Source organism: Streptomyces sp. NBC_01445, assembly GCF_035918235.1.
Taxonomy (GTDB): Bacteria; Actinomycetota; Actinomycetes; order Streptomycetales; family Streptomycetaceae; genus Streptomyces.
In genome coordinates this window covers 9,250,878-9,277,514 of the sequence record NZ_CP109485.1, presented here as the reverse complement: position 1 = coordinate 9,277,514, position 26,637 = coordinate 9,250,878, and the positions used below count along the sequence as shown (strand labels likewise).

The following is a 26,637-nucleotide window of genomic DNA, read 5'->3' as shown; positions in this document are numbered from 1 at the left end:
GGCGCCGGAGCGCCGGCCGGACCGGACGACCCCACAGGCCCTCACGGCCGTGGGGTCGTTCGCGTGCGCCTGACGTCGCCCGGTGACGGGATGTCACGTACCCGCACAGGCCTCGGTCCCCGCCGTCGTGGCGGGGACCGAGATCCTCCTGGCGGAACCGGGAGGGGGTTGTCAATTGGCTGGGCGGCCGGCCCCCTCGACAGCGCTCGCCCGTTGCCAGGCGCTGCGGCGCACGAGCAACTGCGCGCCCGCCGCCAGGACGCTCACGGCGATCCCCAGGCCCCATACGGTCAGATACGCGGTGAGTGTCGGTGTGTCCGTCGTCCCGACGACCAGCGTGGCGAGGACCGCCGCGAACACCGCCCCGGCGACACTGCCCCCGAGTGTCTTGAGGTTGTTGTAGACGGCGGCGGCGCTCGCCGTGCGGTCGGAGGTGCTGCCCTCCACCACGACCGACGGCAGGCCGCCGAGGGCGAGCCCCATGCCGATGCCCACCGCCCCGTACGCCACCGCGAACAGCGGCAGTGTGGAGTGGGCGGCCATCAGGCCGGCGTTGCCGACGGCGATCAGGGCGAACGCGCCGAGGAGCGTGCGCGCGTACCCGATTCGCGCAGCGATCCCCGCGCACAGCATTGAGCCCAGGAAGGCCATGACGTGCGGGATCGCGCCCCAGACACTGATCTGCCAGGTGACAAGGCCGAATCCGTAGCCCTCGTCGCCCGGCGACGCCGCGAGGAAGCTGACGGCCACCCCCTGTCCTCCCATCATCACCACGCCGAGCACGAACCCGGAGGCGTAGTAGGGAGCCGCTCGGCGACGGGCCACCGCCCGGAGGTCCACCAGGGCGTGCGGGCGGGACAGTTGGACGCGGGCCCACCACCACAGCAGAGCGCAGGACAGCGCCACGGCGGCGAGTGTGCGCGGGGAGAGCCACCCCCAGGCCGTGCCGCGCGAGATCGTGCCGAGCAGCGTCACCAGGGCGACCGCGAGGAGAACGGCACCCGCCCAGTCCATGCGGCCGGTCGCCTGGACGGCCGACTCGGGGATGGCGAGGAAGGACACGACAAGGCACCCGACCGCCAGGGCCGCGAGGACGGCGAGCGTGGGGCGCAGGCCGCCGACGGCCGAGAGGAGCGGCCCCACCAGCGCATGGCCGAGGAGTGACCCGAGGGTGAGCGCCCCGACCAGGAGCCCGACGGCGCGGCGGCCGCCGTCCACGTCGAGGCGGTCACGCACCAGGCCGATCTCCAGCGGCAGCAGCGCGGCCAACGGGCCCATGAGTGCCCGGCCGAGCAGCAGGACCGGCAGGTTCGGCGCGAGGGCGACCAGGACGGTGCCCACGGCGACACAGCCGAGCGCCACGCGGACAAGGCGCCGGTGGCCGTAGAGGTCACCGAGGCGGCCGAAGGCCGGGACGCTGACGGCGGCCGCGAAGAACTGGACCGTCGTGAACCACTGGGCCTGGGCGGTGCTGAGGTGCTGCCACTTCTCGACCTCCGGGATCAGCGGCGGTGCGGCGCCCTGCAGCAGTCCGCTGACCAGCTCGAAGGCGACGAGCAGACCTACCACGGCGGCGACCTTGGCCTGGGGAGGGGGCGAGGTGGTTCGCGCAGTGGGGCAGCCGTCGGGCTTCCCCGGCGCCGTCATGCCGCCGCGCCCGCGGCGAGGCGGCGCTCGGCGAGTTCGGTGAGGAGCGCGGCCTGGCGGTACAGGACCCGGTCGTCGAAGACGGCGTGCGGTGAGTGGTTCATCGGAGCCTCGTCCAGGTCCACACCCTCAGGGGCAGCACCGACGAGGAGCATCGCGCCGGGGGTGCGCTGGAGGACGAACGCGAAGTCCTCCGAGCCGTTCGCGGGGTGCGGGGCCTGCCAGGCCTGGTCGGCACCGAACAGGTCGCGGGCTGTGTCGAGGGCGAAGGCGGTCTCACCGGGTTCGTTGACGGTGACCGGATAGGCCACGTCGTAGTGGACCTCCGCGTCGATGCCGTGCGCGTCCGCGATCCCGCGGACCAGCCGGGGCAGTCCCTCGATGAGGCGCTCGTGGTTGGCCTCGGAGTAACTGCGCACCGTGGCCTCGAACTCGGCCGTCTCAGGAATGACGTTCTGCTTCGTACCGGCGTGGAAGCTGCCCACAGTGACGACCACCGGGTCGAAGATGTCGAAGCGGCGGGTCACCCAGTTCTGCAGGGCGGTGACGATCTCGCAGGCGACGGGGACCGGGTCCTTGGCGCTGTGCGGGGTCGCGCCGTGCCCTCCCTTGCCACGCACCGTCACTCGCAGCACGTCGGAGGCGGAGGTGATGGTGCCGGGACGGGAGGCGATCAGGCCGCCGGGGACCCGGTTGGCGGCGACGTGCAGCGCGTAGGCCGCGTCGAGGGGCTTCCCGGCCGCGTCGAGGACGCCCTCCTCGATCATCGCGCCCGCGCCGTTGTGACCCTCTTCGCCGGGCTGGAACATGAACACCACGTCGCCGCACAGGTGTTCACGGCGCTCGGCGAGAAGGGTGGCCGCGCCGACGAGCCCGGCCGTGTGCAGGTCGTGGCCGCAGGCGTGCATGGCGCCCGGGGTCCGCGAGGCGTAGTCCACCCCCGTCTTCTCGGCGACGGGCAGGGCGTCCATGTCGCCGCGGAGCAGGACGGCGCCGCCCGGATGCCCGCCGCGCAGGACCGCCGTCACGGAGCTGAGGTTCTTGCCGAGGGTGATGTCCAGCGGGAGGCCGTCGAGGGCCGCGAGGACCTTCTCCTGGGTGCGGGGCAGCTGGAGTCCGAGCTCGGGTTCACGGTGCAGGGAGCGCCGCAGCCCGGCCAGTTCGGGCTGAAGTTCCTTGGCTCGTTCCGTGGTCGACATGCTGGATGAACCTCCTGGTACGGTGCCGGCGGTAACGAGGCCAGACTGATGCCATGAGGCATTTCAGGGCTGAAACTCCCAGGAAAGACGCAGGAGCAGCGTGATGACGCAGGATTACGTGCATGCGCTGGACCATGCGGATCAGGCACTGGTGCACGCGCTCCAGATCGCGCCGCGCGCCGGCTGGGCCCGGATCGGCGCCGCCCTCGGCATGGACGCGGTGACGGTCGCCCGGCGCTGGAACCGGCTCACCGACAGGGGGGCGGCCTGGATCAGCTGTCACCCCGCACCGGTCCTGGCGGCGTCGGGCCAGGGCTGCCTGGCTTTCGTCGAGGTCGACTGCGCCAACGGGAGCCTGCTGCCGGTCGCCCGCGAACTCTCCGCCGAGCGGCACGTGTCCGCCGTCACGCACGTCAGCGGCGACCGTGACCTGCTCCTGACCGTGATGGCGCCGGACCCGGTCGCGCTCACTCGCTGGGTGACCCACCGGCTCGGCAAGATGGACGGCATCGTCACCACCCGCACCCAACTGGCCAGCACCGTCTACACCGAGGGGAGCCGCTGGCGTCTGCGCGCGCTCGGCGGGGGCCAGATCGCCCGCCTCGCGGCCGAGGGGGCGCCCGGCCCTGACGTGCCCGTGTTCCCGCTCACCGCCCTCGACCACCGCCTCATGGCCGCACTGTCGGTCGACGGCCGCGCCACGTACCGCTCTCTCGCGGACGTCTGCGAGGCGAGCCCCGACACCGTCCGCCGCCGGACGGGCCGCCTCTTCGCGGCGGGCATGGTGCAGACGCGCTGCGAGGTGGCGCGCCCTCTGTCGGAGTGGCCGGTGTCGGTAATTCTCTGGGGCAAGGTCGCGCCCGCGGACCTGCGGGCCGTGTCCGCGCTGGTCACCGGCATGCGCGAGGTGCGTCTGTGCGCCGCGGTGATCGCCCGCCACAATCTCAAACTCGTCGCCTGGGTCCGCTCGCTCGACGACGCCCAGCGCTTCGAGGTGCGCCTGGCCGAGCGAGTGCCCGGGCTGACCGTCGCCGACCGGGCGGTGGCCCTGTGGCCGATAAAGCACAACAGTCACCTGCTCGACGAGCGCGGCTACCACGTGGGGGCGGTACCGCTCGACGTCAGCGGGCTGCCGCACGCGTGAGGGCCCGCCCGCTTCCCGCGGCCGGCATCGACGCTCGAACGCGCCGCCGCGCCGCTCCCGTCACTTGGTACATGCCAACTCCTTGACGCCACGGTGGCCACTCCTTTAAATCAAGAAGTGAAGGAAGTGCCTCAAGTGGCCGTCGTCGGCGTTCACTTCCGGATGCTTCGCTTGCTTCTTTGTCATGCACGCGACCCCCCACACGACCCCCCACGTGAAGCGATGTGATGACCGTGCGCTCATCCTGGCGCCGCCGCGCCTCCCTGTACGCCGCCTCCCTGGCCTGCTGCGCCGCGAGCCTGGCGGCGATGCCCAGCAGCGCGTCCGCCGCCCCGGCGCCCCTCGACAGTCCCGCGAAAGCCGCCGCCGCGGCCACGTTCACCGATGATTTCAACGGCGCCGCGGGCTCTGCCGTCGACGGCGGCAAGTGGCAGATCGAGACCGGCGACAACGTCAACAACCATGAGCGGCAGTACTACACCGCGGGCAACAGCAACGCCGCGCTGGACGGCCAGGGCAACCTGGTCATCACGGCCCGCAAGGAGAACCCGAACAACTACCAGTGCTGGTACGGGCGTTGCGAGTACACCTCGGCCCGCCTCAACACCTCGGGCAAGTTCACCCAGGCCTATGGTCATGTCGAGGCCCGGATGAAGGTGCCGCGCGGGCAGGGCATGTGGCCCGCGTTCTGGATGCTCGGGGACGACATCGGCAGCGTCGGCTGGCCGGCCAGCGGCGAGATCGACGTCATGGAGAACGTCGGCTTCGAACCCAGCACGGTCCACGGCACGCTGCACGGCCCCGGATACTCGGGCTCGGGCGGCATCGGCGCGGCCTACACGCTGCCCGGCGGGCAGGCCTTCGCGGACGGATTCCACACGTTCGCCGTCGACTGGGCCCCGAACTCCGTCAAGTGGTCGGTCGACGGCAACGTCTACCAGACCCGAACGCCCGCCGACGTCGGCGGCAACCAGTGGGCGTTCAACAAGCCGTTCTTCCTGATCCTCAACCTCGCGGTCGGCGGCTACTGGCCGGGCGACCCCGACGGCAGCACGAGCTTCCCCCAGCAGCTCGTCGTCGACTACGTCCACGTAACCACCCAGTAGGAGGGGACGGTGTCCCGGGACGGCCGGTGTCCGACGGACCCGCCGCCCCGGGACATCGGCGTCCGGTTCACGGTGCCGCCGGGCCGTACCCGGTCAGCTCGTCCGTCAGGGCCATCAGGCACCGACGGGCCTCCTTGTCGTAGGCCTGTTCGTGGGCGCGGGTGTCCGTGAAGCGGTCGAAGTACCGGCCTGTGGTGGACCCGAGCTCCGGGTCCGTGATCAGCCGCACCGTCGGCCGTACCCCCTCGTCGATTCCCGTCACCGGGGTGAGGCCGTGCGCGCGCACTCCCTCCGTGTCCATGAGATGCGCCGGGTGCAGGGCGTTGACCGTGACACCCGTGCCTTCGAGTTCCGCGCCCAGCTCGAACGTCGCCATGATCAGGGCGAGCTTGCTGCGGCAGTACGCCCGCAGCCCTTCGTAGTCCCGCTCCAGCATGACGTCGTCGAAATCGATGCGCTCCTGCCCGAGGGAGGCGACGTTGACGACGCGGGCGGGCGCGGAGGCCTTGAGCAAGGGAAGCAGGCCGCGGATCAGGGCGTACGGGGCCAAGTGGTTGACGGCGAACCGCAGTTCATGCCCCTGCGCGCTCAGCTCCCGCCGCAGCGGCTCCGCGCCGCCACCGGCGACCGCGTTGTTGACCAGCACGTCGAGACGGGGTTCGGCGTCGCGGATCCGGTCCGCCATGGCGCGCACCTGGTCGAGGTCCGAGAGGTCGGCGAGGTACGTACGGACGGTGGTGTCCGGTGCGGCCGCCCGCGCCTCCGCGGCGACCGCTTCGAGCCGGCCCGCGTCACGGCCGTGCAGGAGGAGGGTCTCGCCGCGCGCGGCGAGGTCGAGGGCGATGCCACGGCCCAGCCCCTGGGTCGCTCCGGTGATCAAGGTGATGCGTGGGTTCATGACGCCCATCCTGACGGGCGCGACGCCGCGTAAGGGAGAGCGTGCCACGCCTGGTGTTCCCACCACCACTCAGCGAGGCGTACGCCTCTCCTCCCGCCGTTCGACGACGGCCGCCGCCAGCTCCCGTACGTCGGGATCCGTGTCGGCCGCGAGGCGTTCGAGGAGTGCGTCGACCCCCGGTGTCGACCAGCCGGCGACCGCGTCGGCGAGGGCCTCGCGCACCGCCGGCTCAGGGTGGTCGACCAGCCGCGACAGGCGTGCGACCGGACCCCGCCGGCGCAGCCCGAACCAGCGCAGCGCCTCGCACAGCGCGGTGGCGTCGCCCGGCTCTCCGGCCGCCTCGACCCGTCGCAGCAGGACCGGCGCCGGGGGCGGCGGGCCGTCGTCGGGGTGCGGCCTGCGCTCACGCAGCCGCCGGGACCCGTACTCGCCGCGCACCCGGCAGCCCGCGCAGGTGCACGGCACGACGCCGTGCGCGTTGGGGAAGTAGCGCCATCCGGTCACCTGACGGACGGCTCGGACGCGCTGCACCTCCCGCTTGGTGACCGCCCGGGGGAGGAACACCTCCCACCCGCGCGGGTCGTCCATCGCGGCCAGCCGGCGCACCGCGTCGCCGGCCGTCGTCGCCAGCGGGTCGCGGTTGTACCGGCCCACCGTGACCGGCTCGTCGTCCGGCAGCCGCACCTGGACGGCGACAAGCCCGCGTGGCCCACCGTGCCGTGCCAGCTCCCGCAGCCACTGGTGCGTGAGCGCGTACGACGCGAGCACGGGGAAGCAGTACACGCCACGCCCGCCGTCGCGGTGCCGGCTGACGGCCCGGATACCCGCCCGCCTGATGCGCGCCGCGTTGGCCTGGGGGGTCAGGTGTACGAACATCGCCATGGCCGCGATCCTAGGGTCCTTCGTCTGGATCAGGCTGGGCTCACTTGCCCAGCTCGGCCGCGCGGGCCGCGCGCCGGGCGAACACGTCACCCTTCATTGCCTCCATCTCATCCAGCGCCGCCTTCCGTTCGCGCCGGGCGAGCCGGTCCAGATACGTACGGCCGTAGAGGTGGTCCGTCTCGTGTTGCAGGCAGCGCGCGAAGTATCCGCGGCCCTCGATCACCAGCAGATTGCCGTCCTTGTCACGCCCTCGGACGACTGCGTGGTCCGGTCGGGGTACGAGTTTGTAGGGGCCGGGGACGGACAGGCATCCCTCCGATTCCTCGGCCAGGACGCGTTGTGCGGCGGGCAGTTCGTCGAGGACGGGGTTGGCGATGTGTCCGACGTGGCGTACGCCCCAGTCGTCCGTGATGTCCCACACGAACAGCTGGAGGTCCACATCGATCTGGTTGGCGGCGATGGCCGCGCCGTCCGCGACCGCGTTCGTCGCGAACATGTCGTCGACGAGGTGGGCGAGTTCGGGGGTTTCGAACTCTGTCACCTCGCGGCAGCGGCGGTGCAGAACATCCTCCCCCACGACCGTGATGCGGCGCACCGTTCCGCGCGCGACCTCCGGCGGGAGCACAGGGAACGAGTCCACGGGGACACCCTGCACTCTCATCCGGAGATCGCGTGATGTTCCGTCACTGAACGGGACAGCCATGGGCGTTGACGCCTCCAGAGCAGGCCGAAGGAGGACCGGGCCGGAGCGCGTCCCGGTCCGGCTCGGCGGACTTGACCGACTTGACCAACTGCTTTGCAAAGTAGCACTCTTTGCAAAATGAGCGACAAGGAACGGCCCGCACCGTCCACCGGCCACGGTCCCAGCTCCGCCCCAGGCCCCGGCCCGTGGATCCCGCCGCACGGAGCGACGCGCCGGCCCCTGCCCGACCACCCGGTCCGGATCGCGCTCCTCGACCTGCTCGCCGAGGTCGGCACCGTGACGTCCACCGAGGCCGCCGCCCGGCTCGGCCACAGCTCCGGCCTCTGCTCGTTCCATCTGCGCCAGCTCGCGCGCTACGGCCTCATCGAGGAGGCGCCGCCCATGGACGGACGGGCGCGTCCGTGGCAGTTGCGCTGGGAGTCCGACCACCTGCCGGACCAGGCCGGCGCAGTGGAGTTCACCGCGTTGACCCACAGCCTGGAGGACGAGAGCTACCGGCACCGCCTCGCTCACCTGGAACAGGCACCGGCGGCGTGGCGTCACGACGAGTCGTTCAGCGCAGTGCTGCGCCTCAGCCCCGACGAGGTGACCCAACTCACCGCATCCATCCGCCAGTTGATGACAGAGTTCCAGGCGCGTCACGACGCGGCCGCGACGCGCCCGGCGGACACCGTGGCGGTCGCGGCCGTCGCGCGGCTGTTCCCTCTGCTCGACGAGGACGCGGCTCCCGCCCGAGGCCCTGGCCGCAGGGCGGACTCCGACGGGCCTAGCGGACCTTGAAGCTGTCCACGATCAGATAACTGCCCGTCTTCATCACACCCTTGATGGTGTGCTCGCCCGGCGTCAGGCCCAACTTGCTGAACACGGTCTGCTGATGCTGCCGCGTGGGGCTCGAGTTGTCGATCGTGCCCACCGGCTGCCCGTCCACGTAGAGGTCGACCTGCCCCTCGTCGCTGTTGATCTGGGTGATGACGTCGATCGCCGTGCCGTTGAAGGTGAGCTCGAAGGAGTCGCCCCTGTTCTGCGTGGCGTGCACGTCGTCGGCCCAGCCGCCCGCGCCGCCGCGAGACGCGTTCTTCCAGTCCCAGCCCGAACCGGCGTACACGACCCCGGACGTGTTGTTGATCTGCTCGCCCGACTCGGGCTTATGGACGGTCAGTTGGACGACCGCCTGGTTGCGCCAGATCGTCAGCGGGACGTCGACGCCTGGTGCTGAGCGGTTGTAGACGCTCCAGAAGCTGTCGCGGCCGGTGACCTTCTTGCCGCCGATCTCCCGGATGACGTCGTTCGTGCGCAGGCCCTGCCGGTACGCCTCCGACTCGGTGGGGACGGTGGGCAGATGCAGTCCGTCGTAGTCGGTCAGTCCTGTCGCCGACTTGACCGCGTCCGAGTAGATGCGCGTCGCCGACGCCCCGAGCAGCGGCTCCGGGAAGGCGTCGAGCGTGTCGGTCGGGGTGTCGTCGACCCACTCGAGCGGGGGCGGCGTGGGGCTGCCGGCCTTTCCGAAGCCGTCCATCGCGAAGGGGCGGAAGCCGAGGGTGCGGGCCGGGGAGTCCGCCTGGAGCGTGTAGTCGAGCTTCTTCGGGTCGGTGAAGGGCGAGGCCCCGGTGAACTTGGGGTCGGCCGTCACCGAGTGCGTGTCGAGGCCGAGGGCGCGCCACGCGTCGGTCACACCGGTGACCGGCCTGCCGTTGTTCCAGAACAGGTTGTTGTCGACGGTCGGCCTGCTCTTTGCCATGTCGGCCTGGATCAGGCTGTACGGGGTGCCGGTGACGAAGATGTTCTTCTCCACCGTGTCGCCGCTGTCCGCGTACCAGACGTGGAAGTGGGCGCCGCCGTTGACGAAGATGTTGTTGCGCACGGTCCGGTGGAAGCCCTCGCGGAGCTTCACCCCGCCGTTGAGGAGGAGGTTGTCCTCGATGAGGTAGTTCGAGCTGCCGTCGTCGAGGTCGATGTCCCAGTGCGAGGAGTGGCGGATCCGGTTGTGCCGGATGACGGTGGTGTCCATCGCGTCGAGCTTCGCGTACGACTTCTTCGTCGCGTCGTCGGCGGTCAGCGGCCAGAACCTGTCGCGGCCCCAGGAGTTGATCGGCCCGTGGTCGGAGGTCTCCTTGACGCAGTTGAAGATGTCGTTGTTCTCGATGACGTGCCCGCCCCAGGTGCCGTCGTTGATGTCGACGCAGGCGCGCGGCCCGTCGTGGAGCGTGTTGCCGTCGACGGTGACGCGCCGGCTCATCGAGATCTGCACGCCGGAGGTCTGCTTCTCGAACTGCCCGTTGTCGTGCATGTAGTTGTCGCTGACGCGGATGTCGCGCGGGTAGTTCTCGGACTTCGGACCGGGGGTGGTGTCCGTGAGGGTCTTGCGCATGCTGTCCCACGTGGACGGCTCGCGCACGGCGTCGCGGTTGCCCACCACGGCGACGTCGGAGGCGCCCGAGTGGCTGAACTCGTTGCCGGAGACGGTGTCTTCGCGGTTGTAGCCGTCGACGAAGAGGGCGTTGCCGCCGACCTGGTCGAAGAGCGAGTCGCGCACGGCCACGTTCTCGGTGTTCTTGAGGTGGACCGCCGCGGCGCGCGCGATCGCCCAGTCACCGAGCTGGAGCTTCTCGTACGGCTGGTCGAAGAGGGTGCGGTGGGTACGGGCGAACGCGAAGCCCGAGAAGCTCAGATCGTGCACGACGTCGTCCGGTCCGCCGCCCTGCACCCTGATGAGTTCGTCGAGTTCGGCGGTCTCGATGTGCGCCGAGGCGAGATCGGCGCCCTTCGGAGGGAAGAAGTAGAGCTTGCCGGCCGCTTTGTCGTAGAACCACTCACCGGGGGCGTCGAGTTCCTCGAAGACGTTCTCCACCATGCGGTACGTGGTGTGCAGGCCGCTGCCGCGGTTGTTGTCGCCCACCCAGTCGAGCTGGGGAGTGCCGTCGGCCTTCAGGCCGGTGACCCGGTAGGAGTTGCCGCCCCACTCGCCCTGGTGCAGGCCTCGTACGAGTGCGGTGGTGGGGTTCTTCCAGCGGGCGGCACGCTGGGCCGAGATGGCGTCGGCCGCGTAGCCGCCCAGGATCGCCGTCTTGGGATCGTAGTTGGGGTAGCGGGCGAGAATCTGGCGTTCCTCGTCGAGGAAGAGGCCGTCGAAGTCGAGCCCGGCGCCTATGTCGGCCACCTTGATGGTGTCGTTGTACGAGTTCCAGTCCGGCCGCAGCGAACGGCCGCCGCTGATGACGACGCGTTCACCGGGTGCCGCGAGGTAGCGGACCGGGGCGCGGTCCGTGCCGGAGTCTTGGGGGCCGAACGTCAGGGTGCGGTCCAGGCGGTAGGTACCGGCGTGCACCACGACGTCGACGGGTCTCGCCCGGTGCTTGCGCGCCTCCTTGCGGGCGGCTCGCTGAGCGCGCTCGACCGTGCGGAACGGCCTGGCCGCCGAGCCGTTGGCGCGATCGCTGCCGGTGGGCGCCACGTGGAGGGTGACGGCCTTGACGCCACCCGCGGCCGCCGACGCGGTGGGCGCGGTCGCGGCGCCGAAGCCCAGCGTCACACCCACCGCCGCGGCGAGCAGACCGGGAAGCGGGGATCTTCGGCTCTTGCGGAAACCAGGGACAGAACGCACGGGGACTCCTGAGGCCGGGCAGATCGGGCTGGGTGAGCAGGTTGGGCAGGTTGGGCAGGTCGGGATTGACCATCGATCTACGGACCGAACATCCAACGTTTGCGAGGTAGTCGGCTCAATTGAGGAGCTTCTGGCCACGGAAGCTATAAATTCATCGGATGACTGTCAAGGGATCCGGCACGTATCGGCGCGATATCGGCGCGACTCCTCGTCGAAGGCATCCGGGCGGGCAGGCGATCAACTACCCTGCCTGCGACCGCAGTCGCAGACCGGTCACTGCGGTACCCCCGCCACCCCACGCTCCCCCGGCCCCGGCCCCCGCCCACCAGCGGCATATCTCAAGAGATGCGGTCCGTCATGCGCGAAGACACCCTCGTCCACGCCGCCAACGGCGTTCATCTGGTCCACGGCAGTAACACGAACTGGGTGATCCTGAGCGAGGGCGACGCCGTCACTCTCATCGACTGCGGCTATCCCGGCGACCGGCAGCAGGTCCTGGACTCACTGGACGCGGCGGGCCACTCCCCCGAGGCGGTTACGGCGATCCTGCTCACCCACGCGCACAACGATCACCTCGGGTCCGCCGATTACCTCAGCCGCACCTTCGACGCACCGGTGTACGCGCACGAGGCCGAAGTTCCGCACGCCCGGCGCGAGTTCTTGCACCAGGTCTCGCTCGGCCGGATCCTGCGCAACGGCTGGCGCCCGGGTGTCCTGCCCTGGGCCGTCCACGCCCTGCGCTCCGGCGGGACGACAGACGCCCGCGTCGACCGGGCCCAGCCGTTCCCCACTGAGGGCGCCCTCGACCTGCCGGGCCGCCCCGTCCCCGTCCACACCCCCGGGCACACCGCGGGCCACTGCGCCTACCACCTCCCGGGCGCGGGCATCGTCATCTCCGGCGACGGCCTGGTCACCGGCCACCCGATCTCTCGCATGCGGGGACCTCAGCTCCTGCCCTCCATGTTCGACAGGGACCGCGATCGCACCCGCGACTCCCTGGACGTGTTCGAGAACCTCGCGGGCGACATGCTGCTGCCCGGGCACGGCCCGGTGCACCACGGGTCGGTGGGCGAGGCAGCCAGGACGGCACGCGAACGTGCGACTCCGGCGCGGCGGAGGTCGTAACCAGACTGTCTCAGTCCTGCGAACCGGAGCGGCGCCTGGCTGCGTACACGCCAGCGCCCACGGCACCGGCCACCAGGGCGGCGCCCGCCAGGAGCTGTGCGGCGTCGGGCTTGGAAAGGCTTCCGCCGTCTCCAGCCTCTACGCCCCTCGGCACTGTGGGCGTGGTGGGACGAGTGCCACCGCCGGACTCACGGGCGGGGGTGGTGCCGCCACCATCAGACTCACGGGCGGGGGTGGTGCCGCCACCATCAGACTCACGAGCCGCGGTCGTACCGCCACCATCAGACTCACCAGCGGCAGTCGTACCGCCACCATCAGACTCACCAGCGGCAGTCGAACCGCCACCATCAGACTCACCAGCGGCAGTCGTACCGCCACCATCAGACTCACCAGCGGCAGTCGAACCACCACCAGCAGACTCACCAGCGGCAGTCGTACCGCCACCATCAGACTCACCAGCGGCAGTCGAACCGCCACCAGCGGATTCGTAAGTGGGGGTGGTGCCGCCACCATCAGACTCACCAGCGGCAGTCGAACCACCACCAGCGGATTCGTAAGTGGGGGTGGTGCCGCCACCATCAGACTCACCAGCGGCAGTCGAACCACCACCATCAGACTCACGAGCCGCAGTCGTACCGCCACCAGCGGATTCGTAAGTGGGGGTGGTGCCGCCACCATCAGACTCACCAGCTGCGGTCGTACCACCACCAGCGGACTCGTAAGTGGGAGTGGTGCCGCCACCATCAGACTCACCAGCCGCAGTCGAACCACCACCAGCAGACTCACCAGCCGCAGTCGAACCACCACCAGCGGATTCGTAAGTAGGGGTGGTGCCGCCACCGTCGTCCGCCACGGACGCCGGTGCAGTCACGGACAGAAGCGCGGCGGCGCCGAACAGCGCTGCGGAAGCGAGACCTATGGAACGCACAGTGGACCCTCCAGACAGAAATACCCCCTGCCTGTGGGAACGCTAGGTTCGGCGCCGGAGGGCAGCGACCCGGGCGCCGCCGAACGGACCAGCCCTGCGGTGCTCCGCAGGGGATCACGTTCAGTGACCGGCGAAGAGTTCCGTCACGAAGGCGTTGCTGAACTTCCCTGCCGGGTCCAGCTCTTGTCGTAGCCGCCGGAAGTCGGGGGCTCGTTCGTAGAGCGCGGCGACGGTACGGGGAGCAGCCGTCGTCAGTTTGCCCCAGTGGGGGCGCGCCCCGAGCGGCAGCAGCCGCTCCTCGATGGCGCTGATGACGGGGAGCACGTCGTCGGGTCGTCGCACCCAGGTGAAGTGCAGGGCGAGAGATGCGCGGCCGTGGCTCGGGCTGAGCCACAGCTCGTCCGCGGCGACCGTGCGGATCTCCGAGACGAGGAGTACCGGGGCGATCCGGTCTCCGAGCGCGCGCAGGGCCGCCATCGCGCCGGCCGCGGCCTCGCGCGGCAGGAGCAGTTCGGACTGGAGCTCCTCGCCGTTGCTCGGGGTGAAGTCGGGGCGGAAGTGGGGCAGGCGCTCGTGCCACGGCCCGGGGACGCCCAGCTGCTCGGTGCAGGACGACGGTGGCATGCCGGGGACCGGGTGGCGTGGGCCGTCCGCGAGCAGGCCGCCCATCCACCGGTCGCCCGGGGTGCCGGTCGGCAGGCGGTCGGTGCGGCGCTTCAGCCACACGGTGGCGGTCTCCGCGCGCCAGTCGGTGAACGCGCTGACGCTGTACGCGGCGCCGAACACGGTGTCGAAGTCCTCGGCGATGCGGTCCAGCGGCACGTCGTCGTACACCCACTGGGCGACGTCGAAGGCGGGTTCCACGGCGAGTGTCATGCCGACGACGACACCGAGAGCGCCCAGGTTGACCACGGCGCCGGGGAAGCGGTCCGGGTCGGAGGCGCGGTCCAGCGTCGTCCGCGTGCCGTCGGGGCCGATCAGCTCGATCCCGGTCACTGCGGTGGCCAGACCCCGCAGCGAGTCCCCTGAACCGTGCGTGCCGGTGGCGCACGATCCCGCGACCGAGATGTGCGGCAGCGACGCCAGGTTGGCGAGAGCGAGGCCCTGCGCCTGGAGCGCCGAGGCGACCTCCGCGTACCGCATGCCGGCCGAGACGCTCACGGTGGCGCGGTCCTCGGACACCCGCACCCGGCGCGCGAGCCGGTCCAGGAGTACGAGGTCGCCGTCCGTGTCCGCGATGCGGTTGAAGGAGTGTCCGCTGCCGAGGACCCGTACCTTCTCGGCGGAGGCGACGGTCCGGCTCAGCTCGGCCTCCGACGTCGGACGGTGGACCCGCGCAGCGCCGAAGGTGACGTTTCCCGCCCAGTTCCGCAGTGGTGTATCGGTCGCGGGCATCCGCATGTCCGTCCTCAAGGGGTGTTCGCGTTCAACTATTTCGACGCTGAAGACGCATGTTGCGAAAATCTAGAAGGATCTTGCCGGTGCGTCAAGGCTGCTGGGGGTGCGTTGATCCCCTTGCCTCGTCTCACCCCCATGAAGTTACGATCCGTACCGTGAACTCCTCAACGGTGCAGAAGAAGCAGACGTCGGCGTCCCAGGAGCCTTCCGGGGCCGGCACGGCGACGCTTGCTGAGATCGCCCGCGAGGCGGGAGTCTCCGCTCCGACTGTTTCGAAGGTCCTCAACGGCCGGGCCGATGTCGCTCCGGCCACCCGCGAGCGGGTCGAGGAACTGCTCCGCCGCCACGGCTACCAGCGCCGCAGGGCCAACACCACGGCCATCCCCCTCCTTGAACTGGTCTTCCACGAGCTGGACAGCTCCTGGTCGATGGAGGTGATCCGCGGGGTCGAGAACGTGGCCCGCGAGGAGGGGCTCAGCCTGGTCCTGTCCGAGCACGCCGGGCAGCTCAGCATCGGCCAGTCCTGGGTCGACGGCGTTCTCGCCCGCCGTCCCACCGGCGTGATCCTCGTCCTGTCCGGGCTCGACGCCGCTCAGCGGGCGCAGCTCACCAGCCGTGACATCCCGTTCGTGGTGATGGACCCGGCGGGCGACCCCGGTGACGACGTGCCCGCGATCGGCGCCACGAACTGGCAGGGCGGGCTCGCCGCCACGCGGCACCTGCTGGAGCTGGGTCATCGCCGGATCGGTGTGATCGCCGGCCCGGCGGGGATGATGTGCAGCCGTGCCCGGATCGACGGCTATCGGGCGGCCCTGGAGACGGCCGGGGTCGCCTTCGACCCGGCGCTGATCCGCGAGGGGACCTTCCACCACGAGTCCGGTCACGCGGCCGGTCTCGAACTGCTCGGCCTGCCGGACCGGCCGACCGCGGTGTTCGCCGGCAACGACCTCCAGGCGCTCGGCCTCTACGAGGCGGCCCGTGAAATGGGCCTGCGGATCCCGGACGACGTCAGCGTGGTGGGCTTCGACGATCTGCCCCTGGCCCGCTGGGTCGGTCCGCCGCTGACCACCGTCCGCCAGCCCCTGGTCGAGATGGCCGAGGCGGCGGCACGGCTGACCCTCGACCTGGCACGGGGCAAGAAGCCCGCCACGCTGCGCATGGACCTGGCGACCAGCCTCGTCGTGCGGAGCAGCACGGCGGCGCCCGCCGAGCGATAGCCCTCGCTCCACCTCGCCACCACGCCACCACGGCTATTGGCCATCACGCCCTGCGGCGATCTTCGAAACTGTCGGCGCGCATGGTCCGCGCGCTCTTCGACGGCCCGAACCGGACCGCCGCCCCGTCGTGCCCTTTCGCCACAAGGCCCGCCCTGCGCCAGGCGCCCGAACCGATAACGCTTCGGAAACCCGTCCGCCGAGGGTTGACCGCCCGTTCGGCGCGCCTTAGCGTCACACCGCCCAGCATATTTCGCTCTCTTGACCGACACTTTCGAGAGGCTTCAAAGATGAAGACACCCGCACGGATCTCCCGCGCTGTCGCCGGAGGCGTGGCGCTCGCCCTCGGTCTGACCCTGTCGGCCTGTGGCGGCGGCTCCTCCGACTCGGCGGGCGGCGGGGACTCCGACAAGATCCACGTGCTGGTGTACGGGGACGCGGCCAACAAGGTCGAGAAACAACTCGTCGCCACCTTCAACAAGACGTCGAAGGTCAAGGCGGTCCTGGACACCATCCCCGGCGCCGACTACCAGCAGAAGCTGCAGACCATCATCAGCACCCCGCAGGCCCCGGATGTCTTCTTCAACTGGGGCGGCGGCAGCATCAAGCCCTTCGTCGACGCCGACCTCCTGCTGCCGCTCGACGACTTCATCAAGGACGACCCGGCCCTCAAGTCCAGCTTCCTGCCGTCGGTCTTCGACAGCGCGTCGGTGAACGGCAAGCCCTACGGCGTCCCGATGCGCGGCACGCAGCCGGTGCTGCTCTTCAACAACAAGAAGGTGCTGGCCGACGCCGGTGTCACGCCGCCCAAGACCTGGGACGACCTGCTCGGCGCGGTGAAGGCGCTGAAGGCCAAGGGCGTCACCCCGATCGCGCTCGGCGGCGGCGACCAGTGGCCGACGCTGATGTGGTTCGAGTACCTCTACGACCGTGTCGCCGGCCCGGAGGTCTTCCAGAAGGCGCTCGGCGGTGACAAGAGCGCCTGGGAGAGCGCGGGCAGCAAGAAGGCGCTGGGCATGATCAGGAAGCTCGTCGACGCGGGCGCCTTCGGCACCAACTACGACTCGGTCAAGTTCACCGACCAGGGCTCGCCCACGCTGCTCGCCAGCGGCAAGGCCGGCTTCGAGCTCATGGGTTCGTGGGAGTACTCGACCCAGCAGGACTCCCACCCCGCGTTCGCCAAGAAGGACCTCGGCTACTCCTCGTTCCCGACGGTCGCGGGCGGCACGGGCGACGCCGGCAACCTCGTCGGCAACACCAACAACTTCTACTCCGTGATGAAGAAGACGAAGCATCCTGAGGCCGTCGCCGCGTTCCTGAAGCTCCAGTACTCCGACGAGTTCGTGAAGGCGCAGCTGGGCATCGGCAACCTGCCGACCACGACCAACACGGAGAAGTTCCTCGGCGCCTCCGCGAGCCCGGCGTACTCGAAGTACCAGTTCGACCTCGTGAAGAAGGCCCCGTCGTTCCAGCTCTCGTGGGACCAGGCCTACCCCCAGTCCGCCTCGACGCCCATGCACCAGGCGGTCCAGCAGTTCTTCAACGGCGGGCTCGACACCGACGGCTTCATCAAGGCCATGCAGGCCTTGCCCACCGCGTGAGACCTGGTACCGAGATGACCACCACCGTCACCAAGGCCGCTGTCGTCGCCGAACGGCGGCCCGCGCAGCGGCGCACAGCCGGCGTGGGGCGCCCGGGCTTCGCCTGGGCGCTGCCCGCCACCGCGTTCTTCGTCCTGTTCGCCGTCGTCCCGCTCGTCCTGGTCGCCGTGCTGTCGTTCACGAGCTGGAACGGCCTGGGCGCGCCCCGGTTCGCCGGGCTCGACAACTGGACCAAGCTCTTCGACGACCCGGTGATGCTCAACAGCCTCTGGCTGAGCGTGCTGATCACCGTCCTCGGCGTGCTCGTCCAGACGCCGCTGAGCATCCTGCTCGGCGTCTGGGCGGCAGGCCGCCAGCGCAACCGCGCGATCCTGTCCGCGATCTACTTCGTCCCGCTGCTGCTGTCCGCCACCGCGGTCTCCGTCCTGTGGCGCACCCTGCTCGACCCCAACTTCGGTGTGCCGTCGCAGGCCAAGTGGCTGTTCGGCGACGGCAATCTGCTCGGTATGCAGAGCGGGGCCATCGGGGTGCTCGTCTTCGTGGGCGCCTGGCAGTTCACCCCGTTCCACACCCTGATCTACCAGGGCGCGGCGCGGGCCATCCCCCAAGTCCTTTACCAGGCGGCGCAGATCGACGGGGCGGGCACGGTGCGCCAGTTCTTCCACATCACGCTGCCGCAACTGCGCAACACCATGATCACGTCGATGATCCTGATGGTCGTCGGCGGCCTCACCACGTTCGACACCGTCCTGATCCTGACCCAGGGCGGCCCGGGCACGGACACCACCATCAGCGCCTACTACATGTACCAAAAGGCCTTCAAGAGCTTCGACTTCGGCGCGGGATCGGCCATCGCGCTGCTCCTGGTGGTGGTCGCTACGGTCATCTCGCTCGTCGTCGTACGGGTCTCGGGGTACGACAAGATGCGCAGCTCGGTGGAGGGCCTGTGAGCAAGCAACGCCCCAACTACCTGGCCGGCCTGGGCTCCGTGGTCTGGCTGCTCGTCGTCGGCGCACCGCTCTACGTCCTGGTCTCGGCGTCCGTACAATCACGCGCGGACTACGGCGCGAGCGGTCCGCTGAGCCTGCCGCGGCACTTCACGCTGCACAACTACGTCGACGACTTCTCCACCGGCTTCGGCCGGTACTTCCTCAACACGGTGATCGTGACCGTGTGCGTGGTCGCCATCGTCCTCGTGGTGGTGCCGCCGCTGTCGTACACCATCGTCCGCAGCCGCGGCCGCGTCACGACCGCCGTCTTCCGCCTCTTCCTGCTCGGTCTCGCCATCCCCGCGCAGGCGGTGATCGTGCCGATGTTCTACGTCATCAGCAAGGCGGGGCTCTACGACAACCTCATCGGCGTCATCCTGCCGACCGCGGCCTTCTCGCTCCCCATGTGCGCCCTGGTCCTGACCGGCGTGATGCGCGACATCACCCCGGACCTGTACGAGGCGATGGCCATCGACGGCGCCTCCTCGTGGCGGGTGTTCGGTCAGCTCGTACTCCCGCTGTCGCGGGGCGGGCTCGCCACGATCGCGGTCTTCTCCGCCCTCCAGGCGTGGAACGGCTTCCTGTTCCCCCTGGTGCTCACCCAGTCCGACTCCACCAAGGTGATCACCTTGGGGCTCTACAACTTCCGCACCCAGTACGGCATCAACGTCCCGGGGCTGCTGGCCGCCGTGGTCCTGTCCATGGTGCCCGTCCTGCTCGTCTACCTGTTCGCCCGGCGCACCCTGGTCCAGGGGCTCATGGGCGTGGGAGGAAAGTGACCCACATCGTGGCCGTAACGACAGACTCCACCACGCCCCTGTGGCGCGACACGACCCTCGACCACGAGACGCGCGCCGACGCCCTCATTGCCGAGATGACCCTCCAGGAGAAGGTCGCCCAGCTGTTCGGCGTCTGGGTCGGGGCGTCCGACGAGGGCGGCGAAGTCGCCCCGTACCAGCATGAGATGGAGGAGCCGGTCGACCTCGAGGCGCTGCTGCCGCGGGGGCTCGGGCAGCTCACCAGGCCCTTCGGCACCGCCCCCGTCGACCCCGCCCTCGGCGCGCTGTCGCTGCTGCGCACCCAGCGCCGCATCGCCGCGGGCAACCGCTTCGGCATTCCGGCCGTCGCCCACGAGGAGTGCCTCGCGGGCTTCGCCGCCTGGGGTGCGACCGCCTATCCCGTCCCGCTCTCGTGGGGCGCGACGTTCGATCCGGCGCTGGTACGGCGCATGGCCCGGGCCATCGGGCAGGACATGCGCTCGGTGGGTGTGCACCAGGGCCTCGCCCCCGTGCTCGACGTCGTGCGCGACGCACGGTGGGGCCGCGTCGAGGAGACCATCGGCGAGGATCCGTACCTCGTCGGGACGCTCGGCACCGCCTACGTCCAGGGCCTTGAATCCGCGGGGATCGTCGCCACCTTGAAGCACTTCGTGGGCTACTCCGCCTCCCGCGCGGGACGCAACCTCGCGCCCGTCGGCATGGGGCCCAGGGAGCGTGCCGATGTGATGCTGCCGCCGTTCGAGATGGCGCTGCGCGAGGGCGGCGCCCGCTCGGTGATGCACGCCTACACCGACACGGACGGCGTCCCGTCGGCAGCCGACGAGCAGCTGCTCACCGTGCTGTTGCGGGACACCTGGGGCTTCACGGGGACCGTGGTGGCGGACTACTTCGGCGTCGGGTTCCTCAAGACCCTGCACGGTGTCGCCGCGACTTGGGGTGAGGCCGCCGGCGCCGCGCTGACGGCGGGCGTGGACGTGGAACTGCCCACCGTCAAGGCGTTCGGGCAGCCGCTTCTCGACGCGGTCGCGGACGGTCGGGTGTCCGAGGCCGTCGTGGACCGCGCCCTGCGCCGTGTGCTCGTGCAGAAGGCACAGCTGGGCCTCCTCGACGCCGGATGGGACGCGGTGCCGCAGGCGCTGGCCGGCGCGGACCTCGGGGACCCGCAGGCGCTGCGCGGAACCGTGGTCCTGGACACCACGGACCGCCGCGCCCTCGCCCGGGAGGTCGCCGAGCAGGCCGTCGTCCTGCTCCGCAACGACGGCACACTCCCCCTGACCCGGCCCGCCAGGATCGCGGTCGTCGGCCCGACCGCCGACACCGCGACGGCCGTTCTCGGCTGCTACGCGTTCCCGGTGCACGTGGGCGCCCGGCACCCCGAGATACCGGCCGGGATCGAACTGCCCACCCTGGTCGAGGCGTTGAGGACCGAGTTTCCCGACAGCGAGGTCGTCACCGCGCCCGGGTGCGGCATCGACGACACCGGCACCGGCGGCTTCGCCGAGGCCGTGGAGCTGGCCCGTGGCGCCGACGTCGTCGTCCTCGCGCTCGGCGACCGCGCCGGGCTCTTCGGCCGCGGCACCAGCGGCGAGGGCTGCGACGCGGACTCGCTCGCGCTGCCGGGCGTGCAGGAGCAGCTCCTGAACACGCTCCTGGACACCGGCACACCGGTCGTGCTGACACTCCTGGCGGGACGCCCGTACGCGCTCGGACGTGCGGTACGGGAGTCGGGCGCCGTCGTCCAGTCGTTCTTCCCCGGCGAGGAGGGCACGCCCGCCATCGCCGGTGTGCTCAGCGGTCGGGTCGCCCCGTCCGGACGGCTGCCCGTCAGCATCCCGAACGGCCCGGGGGCCCAGCCGTCCACGTATCTGGCGGCGCGGCTCGGGCAGGTCAACGAGGTGTCGAACATCGACCCGACACCGGCGTTCGGCTTCGGGCACGGCCTGACGTACACGTCGTTCGACTGGTCCGATCTCACCGTGGAGCGCGCGACGGTCAGGACGGACGGCGAGGCCGAACTCGGCTTCACCGTAAGGAACTCGGGCGACCGTGACGGCACCGAGGTCGCGCAGCTCTATCTGCACGACCCGGTCGCCTCGGTCGTGCAGCCCGTCCAGCGGCTGATCGGGTTCGTGCGCCTGGCACTCGCGCCCGGGCAGGCCGCGCGGGTCCGGGTGACGGTGCCCGCGGACCTCGCGTCGTTCACCGGGCGGGACGGGCGGCGGATCGTCGAACCGGGCGAGCTGGAACTGCGGCTCGGCGCGTCCAGCACCGACCTCCGGCTGACCGCGAAGGTGACGCTCACCGGACCTGTGCGGGCGGTGGACCACGCCCGCAGGCTGCACGCCGATTTCGGCGTCACCACGCGATGAAACAGCCGTGGCCCGTACCTTCCAGAAAGGTACGGGCCACGCGTCACCGGCGCGCTACCAGATGCGCACGCGGTCCGCCGGGTCGAGCCACAGGCCGTCGCTGTCCGACGTGTTGAACGCGTCGTGGAACTCGTCGAGGTTGCGCACGATGTTCGCGCGGAACTCCGGCGGCGAGTGCGGGTCGATGGTCAGGTACTGCTGCTCCTGCTCCTTGCGCCGCTTGGTGCGCCAGCAGTAGGCCCAGTTGAGGAACAGGCGCTGGGAACCGGTGGTGGCCTCGTGCTCCGGCGACGGGGTGTCGCCGAGCGAGATGACGTACGCCTTGTGGCCGATGGTCAGGCCGCCGAGGTCGCCGATGTTCTCGCCGACGGTGAGCGCGCCGTTGACGGACTCGCCGGGCAGGTTGCGCGGCGAGAAGCCGTCGTACTGCTCGATGAGGGCCTTCGACTTGGCCTCGAAGGACGTCTTGTCGGACGCGGTCCACCAGTCGTTGAGGTTTCCCGCGCCGTCGTACTGGGCGCCCTGGTCGTCGAAGCCGTGGCCGATCTCGTGGCCGATCACGGAGCCGATGCCGCCGTAGTTCTCGGCCGGGTCGGCGTCGGGCGCGAAGAACGGCTTCTGCAGGATGCCCGCGGGGAAGCAGATCTCGTTGGTGCCCGGGTTGTAGTACGCGTTCACCGTCTGCGGCAGCATGAACCACTCGTCGCGGTCGACCGGCGAGCCGATCTTGGCGAGCTCGCGGTCCGTCTCGAACGCCGCGGCCGCCTGCGCGTTGGCGAGCAGGTCGTCCGCGGCGACCTGGAGCTTGGAGTAGTCGCGGAACTTGTCCGGGTAGCCGATCTTGGGGCGGAACGTGGCGAGCTTCTCGTACGCCCGCTCCTTCGTCTCGTCGGTCATCCAGTCGAGCTGGGCGATCGACTGGCGGTAGGCCTCGAGGAGGTTGGCGACGAGCTCGTCCATCAGCGCCTTGGACGCCGGCGGGAAGTGCCGGGCCACGTACTCCTTGCCGACGGCCTCGCCCATCGCGCCCTCGACGAGCGCGACGGCGCGCTTCCAGCGGGCGCGCAGCTCCGGGGTGCCGTTGAGCGTGCGCCCGTAGAAGTCGAAGTTGTTCTGGACGAACGCGTCCGAGAGGTACGGCGCCGAGGCGCGCAGCACGCGCACCAGCACCCAGTCGCGCCACTGCTCGATCGGGAACTCGGTCAGGACCTGGGAGAGATGGGCGAAGTACGACGGCTGCCGGACGCAGGTCTCGGCGATGGTCGCGTCGGTGCCGCCGATCCCGGCGGTGTAGCCGTGCCAGTCGAACTCCGGCGCCAGTGCCTTGAGTTCGTCGAGCGCGGTGAGGTTGTACGTCTTCTGCACGTCACGCGTCTCGGCCCGCTCCCAGTGGCCCGCGGCCAGCTTGGTCTCGATGGCGAGAACCGTGCGCGCGGCGGCCGCGGGGTCGGCGTGCTCGGCGAGCGTCAGAAGATCGGTGAGATAGGTGACGTACTTGTCGCGGATCTCGGCGAACTTGTCGTCGCGGTAGTACGACTCGTCCGGCAGGCCGAGGCCGCCCTGCACGACGTTGACGAGGTAGCGGTCGGAGTTGCGGTCGTCGGTGTCGACGTACGACCCGAAGAGGCCGGAGCCGCCGACGCGCTCGAAGCGGCCGAGGAACGTCGCGAGGCCCCGGAGGTCGGCGATGGCGTCGACCTCGTCGATCAGCGGGCGCGCCGGCGCGAGCCCGAGCGCCTCGATGGCCCGCTCGTCCATGAAGGAGGCGTAGAGCGCGGCGATCTTGCGTGCCTCACCGGTGTCGGCCGAGGTCGACTCGGCCCCCGCCGCGAGTTCCTCGATGATCGCCTTGACCTGCTCCTCGGCGGTGTCGGCGAGCTGCACGAAGGGGCCCCAGCTCGAGCGGTCCTCGGGGATCGGCTCGGTGTCCAGCCAGTGGCCGTTGACGTGGCCGAACAGGTCGTCCTGCGGCCGGATCTCGGGGTTCATACCCGGGCGGGCGTCATCAAGAATGCTCATCGACGCAGCTTATGCGAGGTGCGGCCGGGACGTTTCGTAATCCCCCGGGCCGGGACTGTCACGGGATTTTACGAACATGTTCGTTAGAAACTTGTTCGTCACGAACATGTTCGTTACCTTGGTGGAGCGGCTCCCGGAACGGCGGGCGCCACTCCACCTGAAGGAGCACGCCATGACCACCACCCACCACCCCATCGCGATCGTCGGCGGAGGTCTCGGCGGCCTCGTCCTCGCGCGCGTTCTGCACCTCGGCGGCGTCGAAGCGGCCGTCTACGACCTGGAGGCCTCGGCCGCCGCCCGTCCCCAGGGCGGCATGCTCGACATGCACGTGGAGTCCGGCCAGGCCGCGCTGCGCGCCGCGGGTCTCCACGAGGAGTTCGTGGCCGCCATCCACCCGGGCGGCGAGTCCATGCGGATCCTGGACCAGCACGGCACCGTCCGCATGGAGGAGTCCGACAACGGCGGCACCGACGGCCGGCCGGAGGTCAACCGCCACGATCTGCGCGACATGCTGCTCGCCTCTCTGCCCGAGGGCACCATCCGCTGGCGCGCCAAGGTCACCGGCGCCCGCCCGCTGACCGGGGGCCGCCACGAGGTGACGCTCGCGTCCGGCGAGACGTTCACCACCGACCTGCTCGTCGGCGCCGACGGCGCCTGGTCCAAGGTCCGCCCGCTGCTCTCCGACGCCCGCCCCGCCTACTCCGGCATCTCGTTCGTCGAGGCGTACCTCGACGACGCGGACACTCTTCACCCGGAGAGTGCCGCTGTCGTCGGCGGCGGAGCGCTGTTCGCGCTCGGGGACGAGAAGGGCTTCCTCACCCACCGGGAGAGCGACGGCCGGATCCACGTCTACTGCGCGCTGCGGGTGCCCTCCGACTGGTTCACCACCAGCGGCATCGACTTCGCCGACACCGAGGCGGCCAAGGCCCGTATCCTCACGTCCTTCGACGGCTGGGACGAGGCCTTGCGCGGACTCATCGGCGACGCCGACGGCGCTCTCGTCCCGCGGCCCATCCACGCCCTGCCCGTCGGACACCGGTGGGACCGGGCCCCGGGGGTGACCCTGCTGGGCGACGCCGCCCACCTGATGTCCCCGTTCGCCGGCGAGGGCGCCAACCTGGCGATGCTCGACGGCGCCGAGCTGGCCGCCGCGATCCTGGCGCACCCGGGCGAGACCGAGAAGGCCCTCGCCGTCTACGAGGAGGCGCTCTTCCCCCGGAGCGAGCACGCCGCGGCCGGTTCCGCCGACAACCTCGACGTCATCTTCAGCCCCGACGCACCGCAGGGCCTGCTCGACATGTTCGCGTCGTTCCGCGAGGAGGCGGAAGCCGCGGGAGAGAAGGCAGAGACGGTGGGAGATGCGGCGCAGACCGTGGGAACAGGTTCGTGACGAACTTGTTCGTCACGAACCCGGCTCGTTACGGTGAGCACGTGTCCCCCCAGCCCGCAGCACCCCGCAGCCGCCGAGAGCGCCCGGCCAAGCCCGCCCTGACCCGGGACGGCATCGTCGCGGCCGCGGTCACGATCATGCGCGACGAAGGCCTCAAGCGCGTCACCATGCGCCGCCTTGCGCAGGAGCTCGACACGGGCCCGGCCTCGCTCTACGTGTACGTGCGCAACACCGCCGAGCTGCACGCGGCCATCCTGGACGAGCTGCTCGGCGAGGTCGACCTCTCCCCTGCCACCGCTGCGGGCGACTGGCAGGACCGTCTGGTGCGGATCCTGTTCTCGTACACCGCCGTGCTGTTCGAGCATCCGAGCCTCGCCCGGTCGGCACTCGTGGCGATGCCCTCGGGCGAGCACTACCTCGACCTGCTCGAAGCCCTTCTCGCGCTGCTCGCCGAGGGTGGTGTCCCGGACGGGCAGGCCGCGTGGGGCGTGGACGCTCTTCTGCAGTACGCCACTTCGACCGCGGCCGAACAGTCCACCCGCGACCGGGACGAGGACGCCCAGGGCGACTGGGACGCCCTGACCACCGCGCTGCACGACGTGTCCGCCACGAGCCACCCGCGCCTCGCCGCGCTGGGCGACGAACTGCTGTCCGGGCCGGGCCAGGCCCGCCTGGGCTGGGGCCTGCGGGTGCTGCTCAACGGGATGCCGCACACACCCAGGCCGTCCAGCGCCGACACTCCGTGACCCCCCACCCGGTGTCGCGGCAGGTCAACGCGTCGCCCTGATGTCCAGGCGCACGGTCAGCCGGCGGCCGGTCATGCCCTTCGCGGTGGTCACACCGAACGCGTACCGGTCGACGACGGCCGACCCCACGACCGTCAGCCTGCGGCCCTCGACGGCCACACTCTCCACGGTGACGTCGACCGGCCGGCTGACGCCCATGACAGTCAACTCCCCTGTCAGGACCGGCCCGTTGGATCCCACCTCGACACCGTCAGCGCGATACGCGATCTCGGGGTGGGTGGCCGCGTCGAGGTAGTCGGCCGACCTGACGTGTTCGTCGCGGCGCGCCACACCCGACTCGAACGTGTGCGCTCCGATCCTGACGTCCACTGTGGACTTCTCGACAGGTCCGGCCACCTCGATCCGTCCCCGCGTGATCCGGAAGCTGCCCCGCACCGGGAACAGCCCGAAGACCGTGCGCATACGGAAGTTCACGCTCGACGCCGCCGGATCGATCTCGTACGTGCCTCTCTCCGGCACAGGGTGCTCTCCCACTCGCGATGCCACCATGACCTCCATCGGTCTCGTCGCCGCCACTTCGACGGCTGACCTCAGCATGTCCGGCGGCGGGCGGCACGCGGCAGAGCGAGATGTCGTCACCCGACCGGTACAAATGTCACTCCTGACGTCCATCGCGCAGGTGCCATGCCCATCCGGTGCGACCAACTGCCATCCCACGTAGGGGTGTTGGTGTTCCGCACACCTCTTCCGACACCCCTCGAATGGCCCCGCGCAGCCGTACATCGTGCCATCCCATCAACACTGCGCAGGGGCAATGCACCGAAGAACCGTGCACAAGTGTGTGTGGTGTGAGTACCCTTCGGCACCAACACACACAGCCCCACAGCAACAGGAAGCGG

Annotated in this window: 21 protein-coding genes; 11 read left to right on the top strand and 10 right to left on the bottom strand. The window is 70.4% G+C overall.

Features of this window, described 5'->3' with window-relative positions; all coding sequences use genetic code 11:
• Positions 1 to 171: 171 nt before the first annotated feature.
• Both OG574_RS42285 and OG574_RS42280 read right to left on the bottom strand, forming a co-directional pair.
• Positions 172 to 1,647 carry an MFS transporter gene (locus OG574_RS42285; protein ID WP_326777544.1) on the bottom strand — a complete coding sequence of 492 codons (1,476 nt, stop codon included), beginning with the start codon at positions 1,645 to 1,647 and terminating at the stop codon, positions 172 to 174.
• Complete coding sequence (locus OG574_RS42280) at positions 1,644 to 2,846, bottom strand: M20 metallopeptidase family protein (protein WP_326777543.1); 1,203 nt, start codon at positions 2,844 to 2,846, stop codon at positions 1,644 to 1,646. The genes OG574_RS42285 and OG574_RS42280 overlap by 4 nt, the downstream gene beginning before the upstream one ends.
• A gap of 103 nt (positions 2,847 to 2,949) precedes the next feature.
• Here OG574_RS42280 and OG574_RS42275 point away from each other — a divergent pair, with 103 nt between their 5' ends.
• Positions 2,950 to 3,990, top strand: a complete 1,041-nt coding sequence (locus OG574_RS42275) for an Lrp/AsnC family transcriptional regulator (RefSeq protein ID WP_326777542.1) — start codon at positions 2,950 to 2,952, stop codon at positions 3,988 to 3,990.
• Positions 3,991 to 4,217: 227 nt separating this feature from the next.
• Positions 4,218 to 5,096, top strand: a complete 879-nt coding sequence (locus OG574_RS42270; RefSeq protein WP_326777541.1) for a glycoside hydrolase family 16 protein — start codon at positions 4,218 to 4,220, stop codon at positions 5,094 to 5,096.
• A 67-nt stretch (positions 5,097 to 5,163) separates the two neighbouring features.
• On the opposite strand, the gene OG574_RS42265 is transcribed toward OG574_RS42270, so the two are convergent.
• The 3 genes from OG574_RS42265 to def form a co-directional block, all read right to left on the bottom strand.
• Positions 5,164 to 5,994 (bottom strand): SDR family NAD(P)-dependent oxidoreductase, encoded by an 831-nt coding sequence (locus tag OG574_RS42265; RefSeq protein ID WP_326777540.1) that lies wholly within the window; start codon positions 5,992 to 5,994, stop codon positions 5,164 to 5,166.
• A 69-nt stretch (positions 5,995 to 6,063) separates the two neighbouring features.
• Positions 6,064 to 6,876, bottom strand: a complete 813-nt coding sequence (locus OG574_RS42260; protein WP_326777539.1) for a HEAT repeat domain-containing protein — start codon at positions 6,874 to 6,876, stop codon at positions 6,064 to 6,066.
• Positions 6,877 to 6,916: 40 nt separating this feature from the next.
• Positions 6,917 to 7,537, bottom strand: a complete 621-nt coding sequence (gene def / locus OG574_RS42255) for a peptide deformylase (protein WP_442816885.1) — start codon at positions 7,535 to 7,537, stop codon at positions 6,917 to 6,919.
• 159 nt (positions 7,538 to 7,696) lie between these two features.
• On the opposite strand from def, the gene OG574_RS42250 reads away from it, so the two are divergent.
• Positions 7,697 to 8,359 carry an ArsR/SmtB family transcription factor gene (locus OG574_RS42250; protein ID WP_326777537.1) on the top strand — a complete coding sequence of 221 codons (663 nt, stop codon included), beginning with the start codon at positions 7,697 to 7,699 and terminating at the stop codon, positions 8,357 to 8,359.
• Here OG574_RS42250 and OG574_RS42245 read toward each other — a convergent pair.
• Positions 8,346 to 11,180 carry a right-handed parallel beta-helix repeat-containing protein gene (locus tag OG574_RS42245; protein WP_326777536.1) on the bottom strand — a complete coding sequence of 945 codons (2,835 nt, stop codon included), beginning with the start codon at positions 11,178 to 11,180 and terminating at the stop codon, positions 8,346 to 8,348. The genes OG574_RS42250 and OG574_RS42245 overlap by 14 nt on opposite strands.
• 357 nt (positions 11,181 to 11,537) lie before the next feature.
• Here OG574_RS42245 and OG574_RS42240 point away from each other — a divergent pair, with 357 nt between their 5' ends.
• Complete coding sequence (locus OG574_RS42240; RefSeq protein ID WP_326777535.1) at positions 11,538 to 12,305, top strand: MBL fold metallo-hydrolase; 768 nt, start codon at positions 11,538 to 11,540, stop codon at positions 12,303 to 12,305.
• Between the two features lie 138 nt (positions 12,306 to 12,443).
• Here the strand turns inward: OG574_RS42240 and OG574_RS42235 are convergent, their stop codons facing one another.
• Together OG574_RS42235 and OG574_RS42230 are read right to left on the bottom strand one after the other, a co-directional pair.
• Complete coding sequence (locus OG574_RS42235) at positions 12,444 to 13,091, bottom strand: hypothetical protein (RefSeq protein WP_326777534.1); 648 nt, start codon at positions 13,089 to 13,091, stop codon at positions 12,444 to 12,446.
• A 262-nt stretch (positions 13,092 to 13,353) separates the two neighbouring features.
• Positions 13,354 to 14,628, bottom strand: a complete 1,275-nt coding sequence (locus tag OG574_RS42230) for an FAD-binding protein (RefSeq protein WP_326777533.1) — start codon at positions 14,626 to 14,628, stop codon at positions 13,354 to 13,356.
• A gap of 158 nt (positions 14,629 to 14,786) precedes the next feature.
• Between OG574_RS42230 and OG574_RS42225 the strand changes: the two genes are divergently transcribed.
• The 5 genes from OG574_RS42225 (at position 14,787) to OG574_RS42205 (ending at position 21,583) form a co-directional block, all read left to right on the top strand.
• Positions 14,787 to 15,848, top strand: coding sequence for a LacI family DNA-binding transcriptional regulator (locus OG574_RS42225; RefSeq protein WP_398377512.1), 1,062 nt, complete (start codon positions 14,787 to 14,789; stop codon positions 15,846 to 15,848).
• Positions 15,849 to 16,135: 287 nt separating this feature from the next.
• Entirely contained in the window at positions 16,136 to 17,446 is a 1,311-nt protein-coding gene (locus tag OG574_RS42220) for an ABC transporter substrate-binding protein (protein ID WP_326777532.1), read from the top strand.
• 14 nt (positions 17,447 to 17,460) lie between these two features.
• Entirely contained in the window at positions 17,461 to 18,396 is a 936-nt protein-coding gene (locus tag OG574_RS42215) for a carbohydrate ABC transporter permease (RefSeq protein WP_326777531.1), read from the top strand.
• A complete protein-coding gene (locus OG574_RS42210; RefSeq protein ID WP_326777530.1) occupies positions 18,393 to 19,214 on the top strand; it encodes a carbohydrate ABC transporter permease in 822 nt (273 codons plus the stop codon). Before OG574_RS42215 ends, OG574_RS42210 begins: the two co-directional genes overlap by 4 nt.
• The gene (locus OG574_RS42205; RefSeq protein WP_442816884.1) at positions 19,211 to 21,583 is read left to right on the top strand and encodes a glycoside hydrolase family 3 N-terminal domain-containing protein; all 2,373 of its coding nucleotides are present in this window, start codon (positions 19,211 to 19,213) and stop codon (positions 21,581 to 21,583) included. The genes OG574_RS42210 and OG574_RS42205 overlap by 4 nt, the downstream gene beginning before the upstream one ends.
• A gap of 54 nt (positions 21,584 to 21,637) precedes the next feature.
• Here the strand turns inward: OG574_RS42205 and OG574_RS42200 are convergent, their stop codons facing one another.
• Entirely contained in the window at positions 21,638 to 23,602 is a 1,965-nt protein-coding gene (locus tag OG574_RS42200; protein WP_326777529.1) for a M13 family metallopeptidase, read from the bottom strand.
• 172 nt (positions 23,603 to 23,774) lie between these two features.
• Here OG574_RS42200 and OG574_RS42195 point away from each other — a divergent pair, with 172 nt between their 5' ends.
• Positions 23,775 to 24,992, top strand: coding sequence for an FAD-dependent oxidoreductase (locus OG574_RS42195; RefSeq protein WP_326777528.1), 1,218 nt, complete (start codon positions 23,775 to 23,777; stop codon positions 24,990 to 24,992).
• Between the two features lie 41 nt (positions 24,993 to 25,033).
• A complete protein-coding gene (locus OG574_RS42190; RefSeq protein WP_326777527.1) occupies positions 25,034 to 25,738 on the top strand; it encodes a TetR/AcrR family transcriptional regulator in 705 nt (234 codons plus the stop codon).
• A 24-nt stretch (positions 25,739 to 25,762) separates the two neighbouring features.
• Here the strand turns inward: OG574_RS42190 and OG574_RS42185 are convergent, their stop codons facing one another.
• Positions 25,763 to 26,257 (bottom strand): YceI family protein, encoded by a 495-nt coding sequence (locus OG574_RS42185; protein WP_326777526.1) that lies wholly within the window; start codon positions 26,255 to 26,257, stop codon positions 25,763 to 25,765.
• Between the last annotated feature and the right edge of the window lie 380 nt (positions 26,258 to 26,637).

Excerpts from the sequence above, each read along its gene's own strand:
- OG574_RS42285 (WP_326777544.1), bottom strand. The coding sequence starts at position 1,647 with ATGACGGCGCCGGGGAAGCCCGACGGCTGCCCCACTGCGCGAACCACC.
- OG574_RS42280 (WP_326777543.1), bottom strand. The coding sequence starts at position 2,846 with ATGTCGACCACGGAACGAGCCAAGGAACTTCAGCCCGAACTGGCCGGG.
- OG574_RS42275 (WP_326777542.1), top strand. The coding sequence starts at position 2,950 with ATGACGCAGGATTACGTGCATGCGCTGGACCATGCGGATCAGGCACTG.
- OG574_RS42270 (WP_326777541.1), top strand. The coding sequence starts at position 4,218 with ATGACCGTGCGCTCATCCTGGCGCCGCCGCGCCTCCCTGTACGCCGCC.
- OG574_RS42265 (WP_326777540.1), bottom strand. The coding sequence starts at position 5,994 with ATGAACCCACGCATCACCTTGATCACCGGAGCGACCCAGGGGCTGGGC.
- OG574_RS42260 (WP_326777539.1), bottom strand. The coding sequence starts at position 6,876 with ATGGCGATGTTCGTACACCTGACCCCCCAGGCCAACGCGGCGCGCATC.
- def (WP_442816885.1), bottom strand. The coding sequence starts at position 7,537 with ATGAGAGTGCAGGGTGTCCCCGTGGACTCGTTCCCTGTGCTCCCGCCG.
- OG574_RS42250 (WP_326777537.1), top strand. The coding sequence starts at position 7,697 with ATGAGCGACAAGGAACGGCCCGCACCGTCCACCGGCCACGGTCCCAGC.
- OG574_RS42240 (WP_326777535.1), top strand. The coding sequence starts at position 11,538 with ATGCGCGAAGACACCCTCGTCCACGCCGCCAACGGCGTTCATCTGGTC.
- OG574_RS42230 (WP_326777533.1), bottom strand. The coding sequence starts at position 14,628 with ATGCCCGCGACCGATACACCACTGCGGAACTGGGCGGGAAACGTCACC.
- OG574_RS42220 (WP_326777532.1), top strand. The coding sequence starts at position 16,136 with ATGAAGACACCCGCACGGATCTCCCGCGCTGTCGCCGGAGGCGTGGCG.
- OG574_RS42215 (WP_326777531.1), top strand. The coding sequence starts at position 17,461 with ATGACCACCACCGTCACCAAGGCCGCTGTCGTCGCCGAACGGCGGCCC.
- OG574_RS42200 (WP_326777529.1), bottom strand. The coding sequence starts at position 23,602 with ATGAGCATTCTTGATGACGCCCGCCCGGGTATGAACCCCGAGATCCGG.
- OG574_RS42195 (WP_326777528.1), top strand. The coding sequence starts at position 23,775 with ATGACCACCACCCACCACCCCATCGCGATCGTCGGCGGAGGTCTCGGC.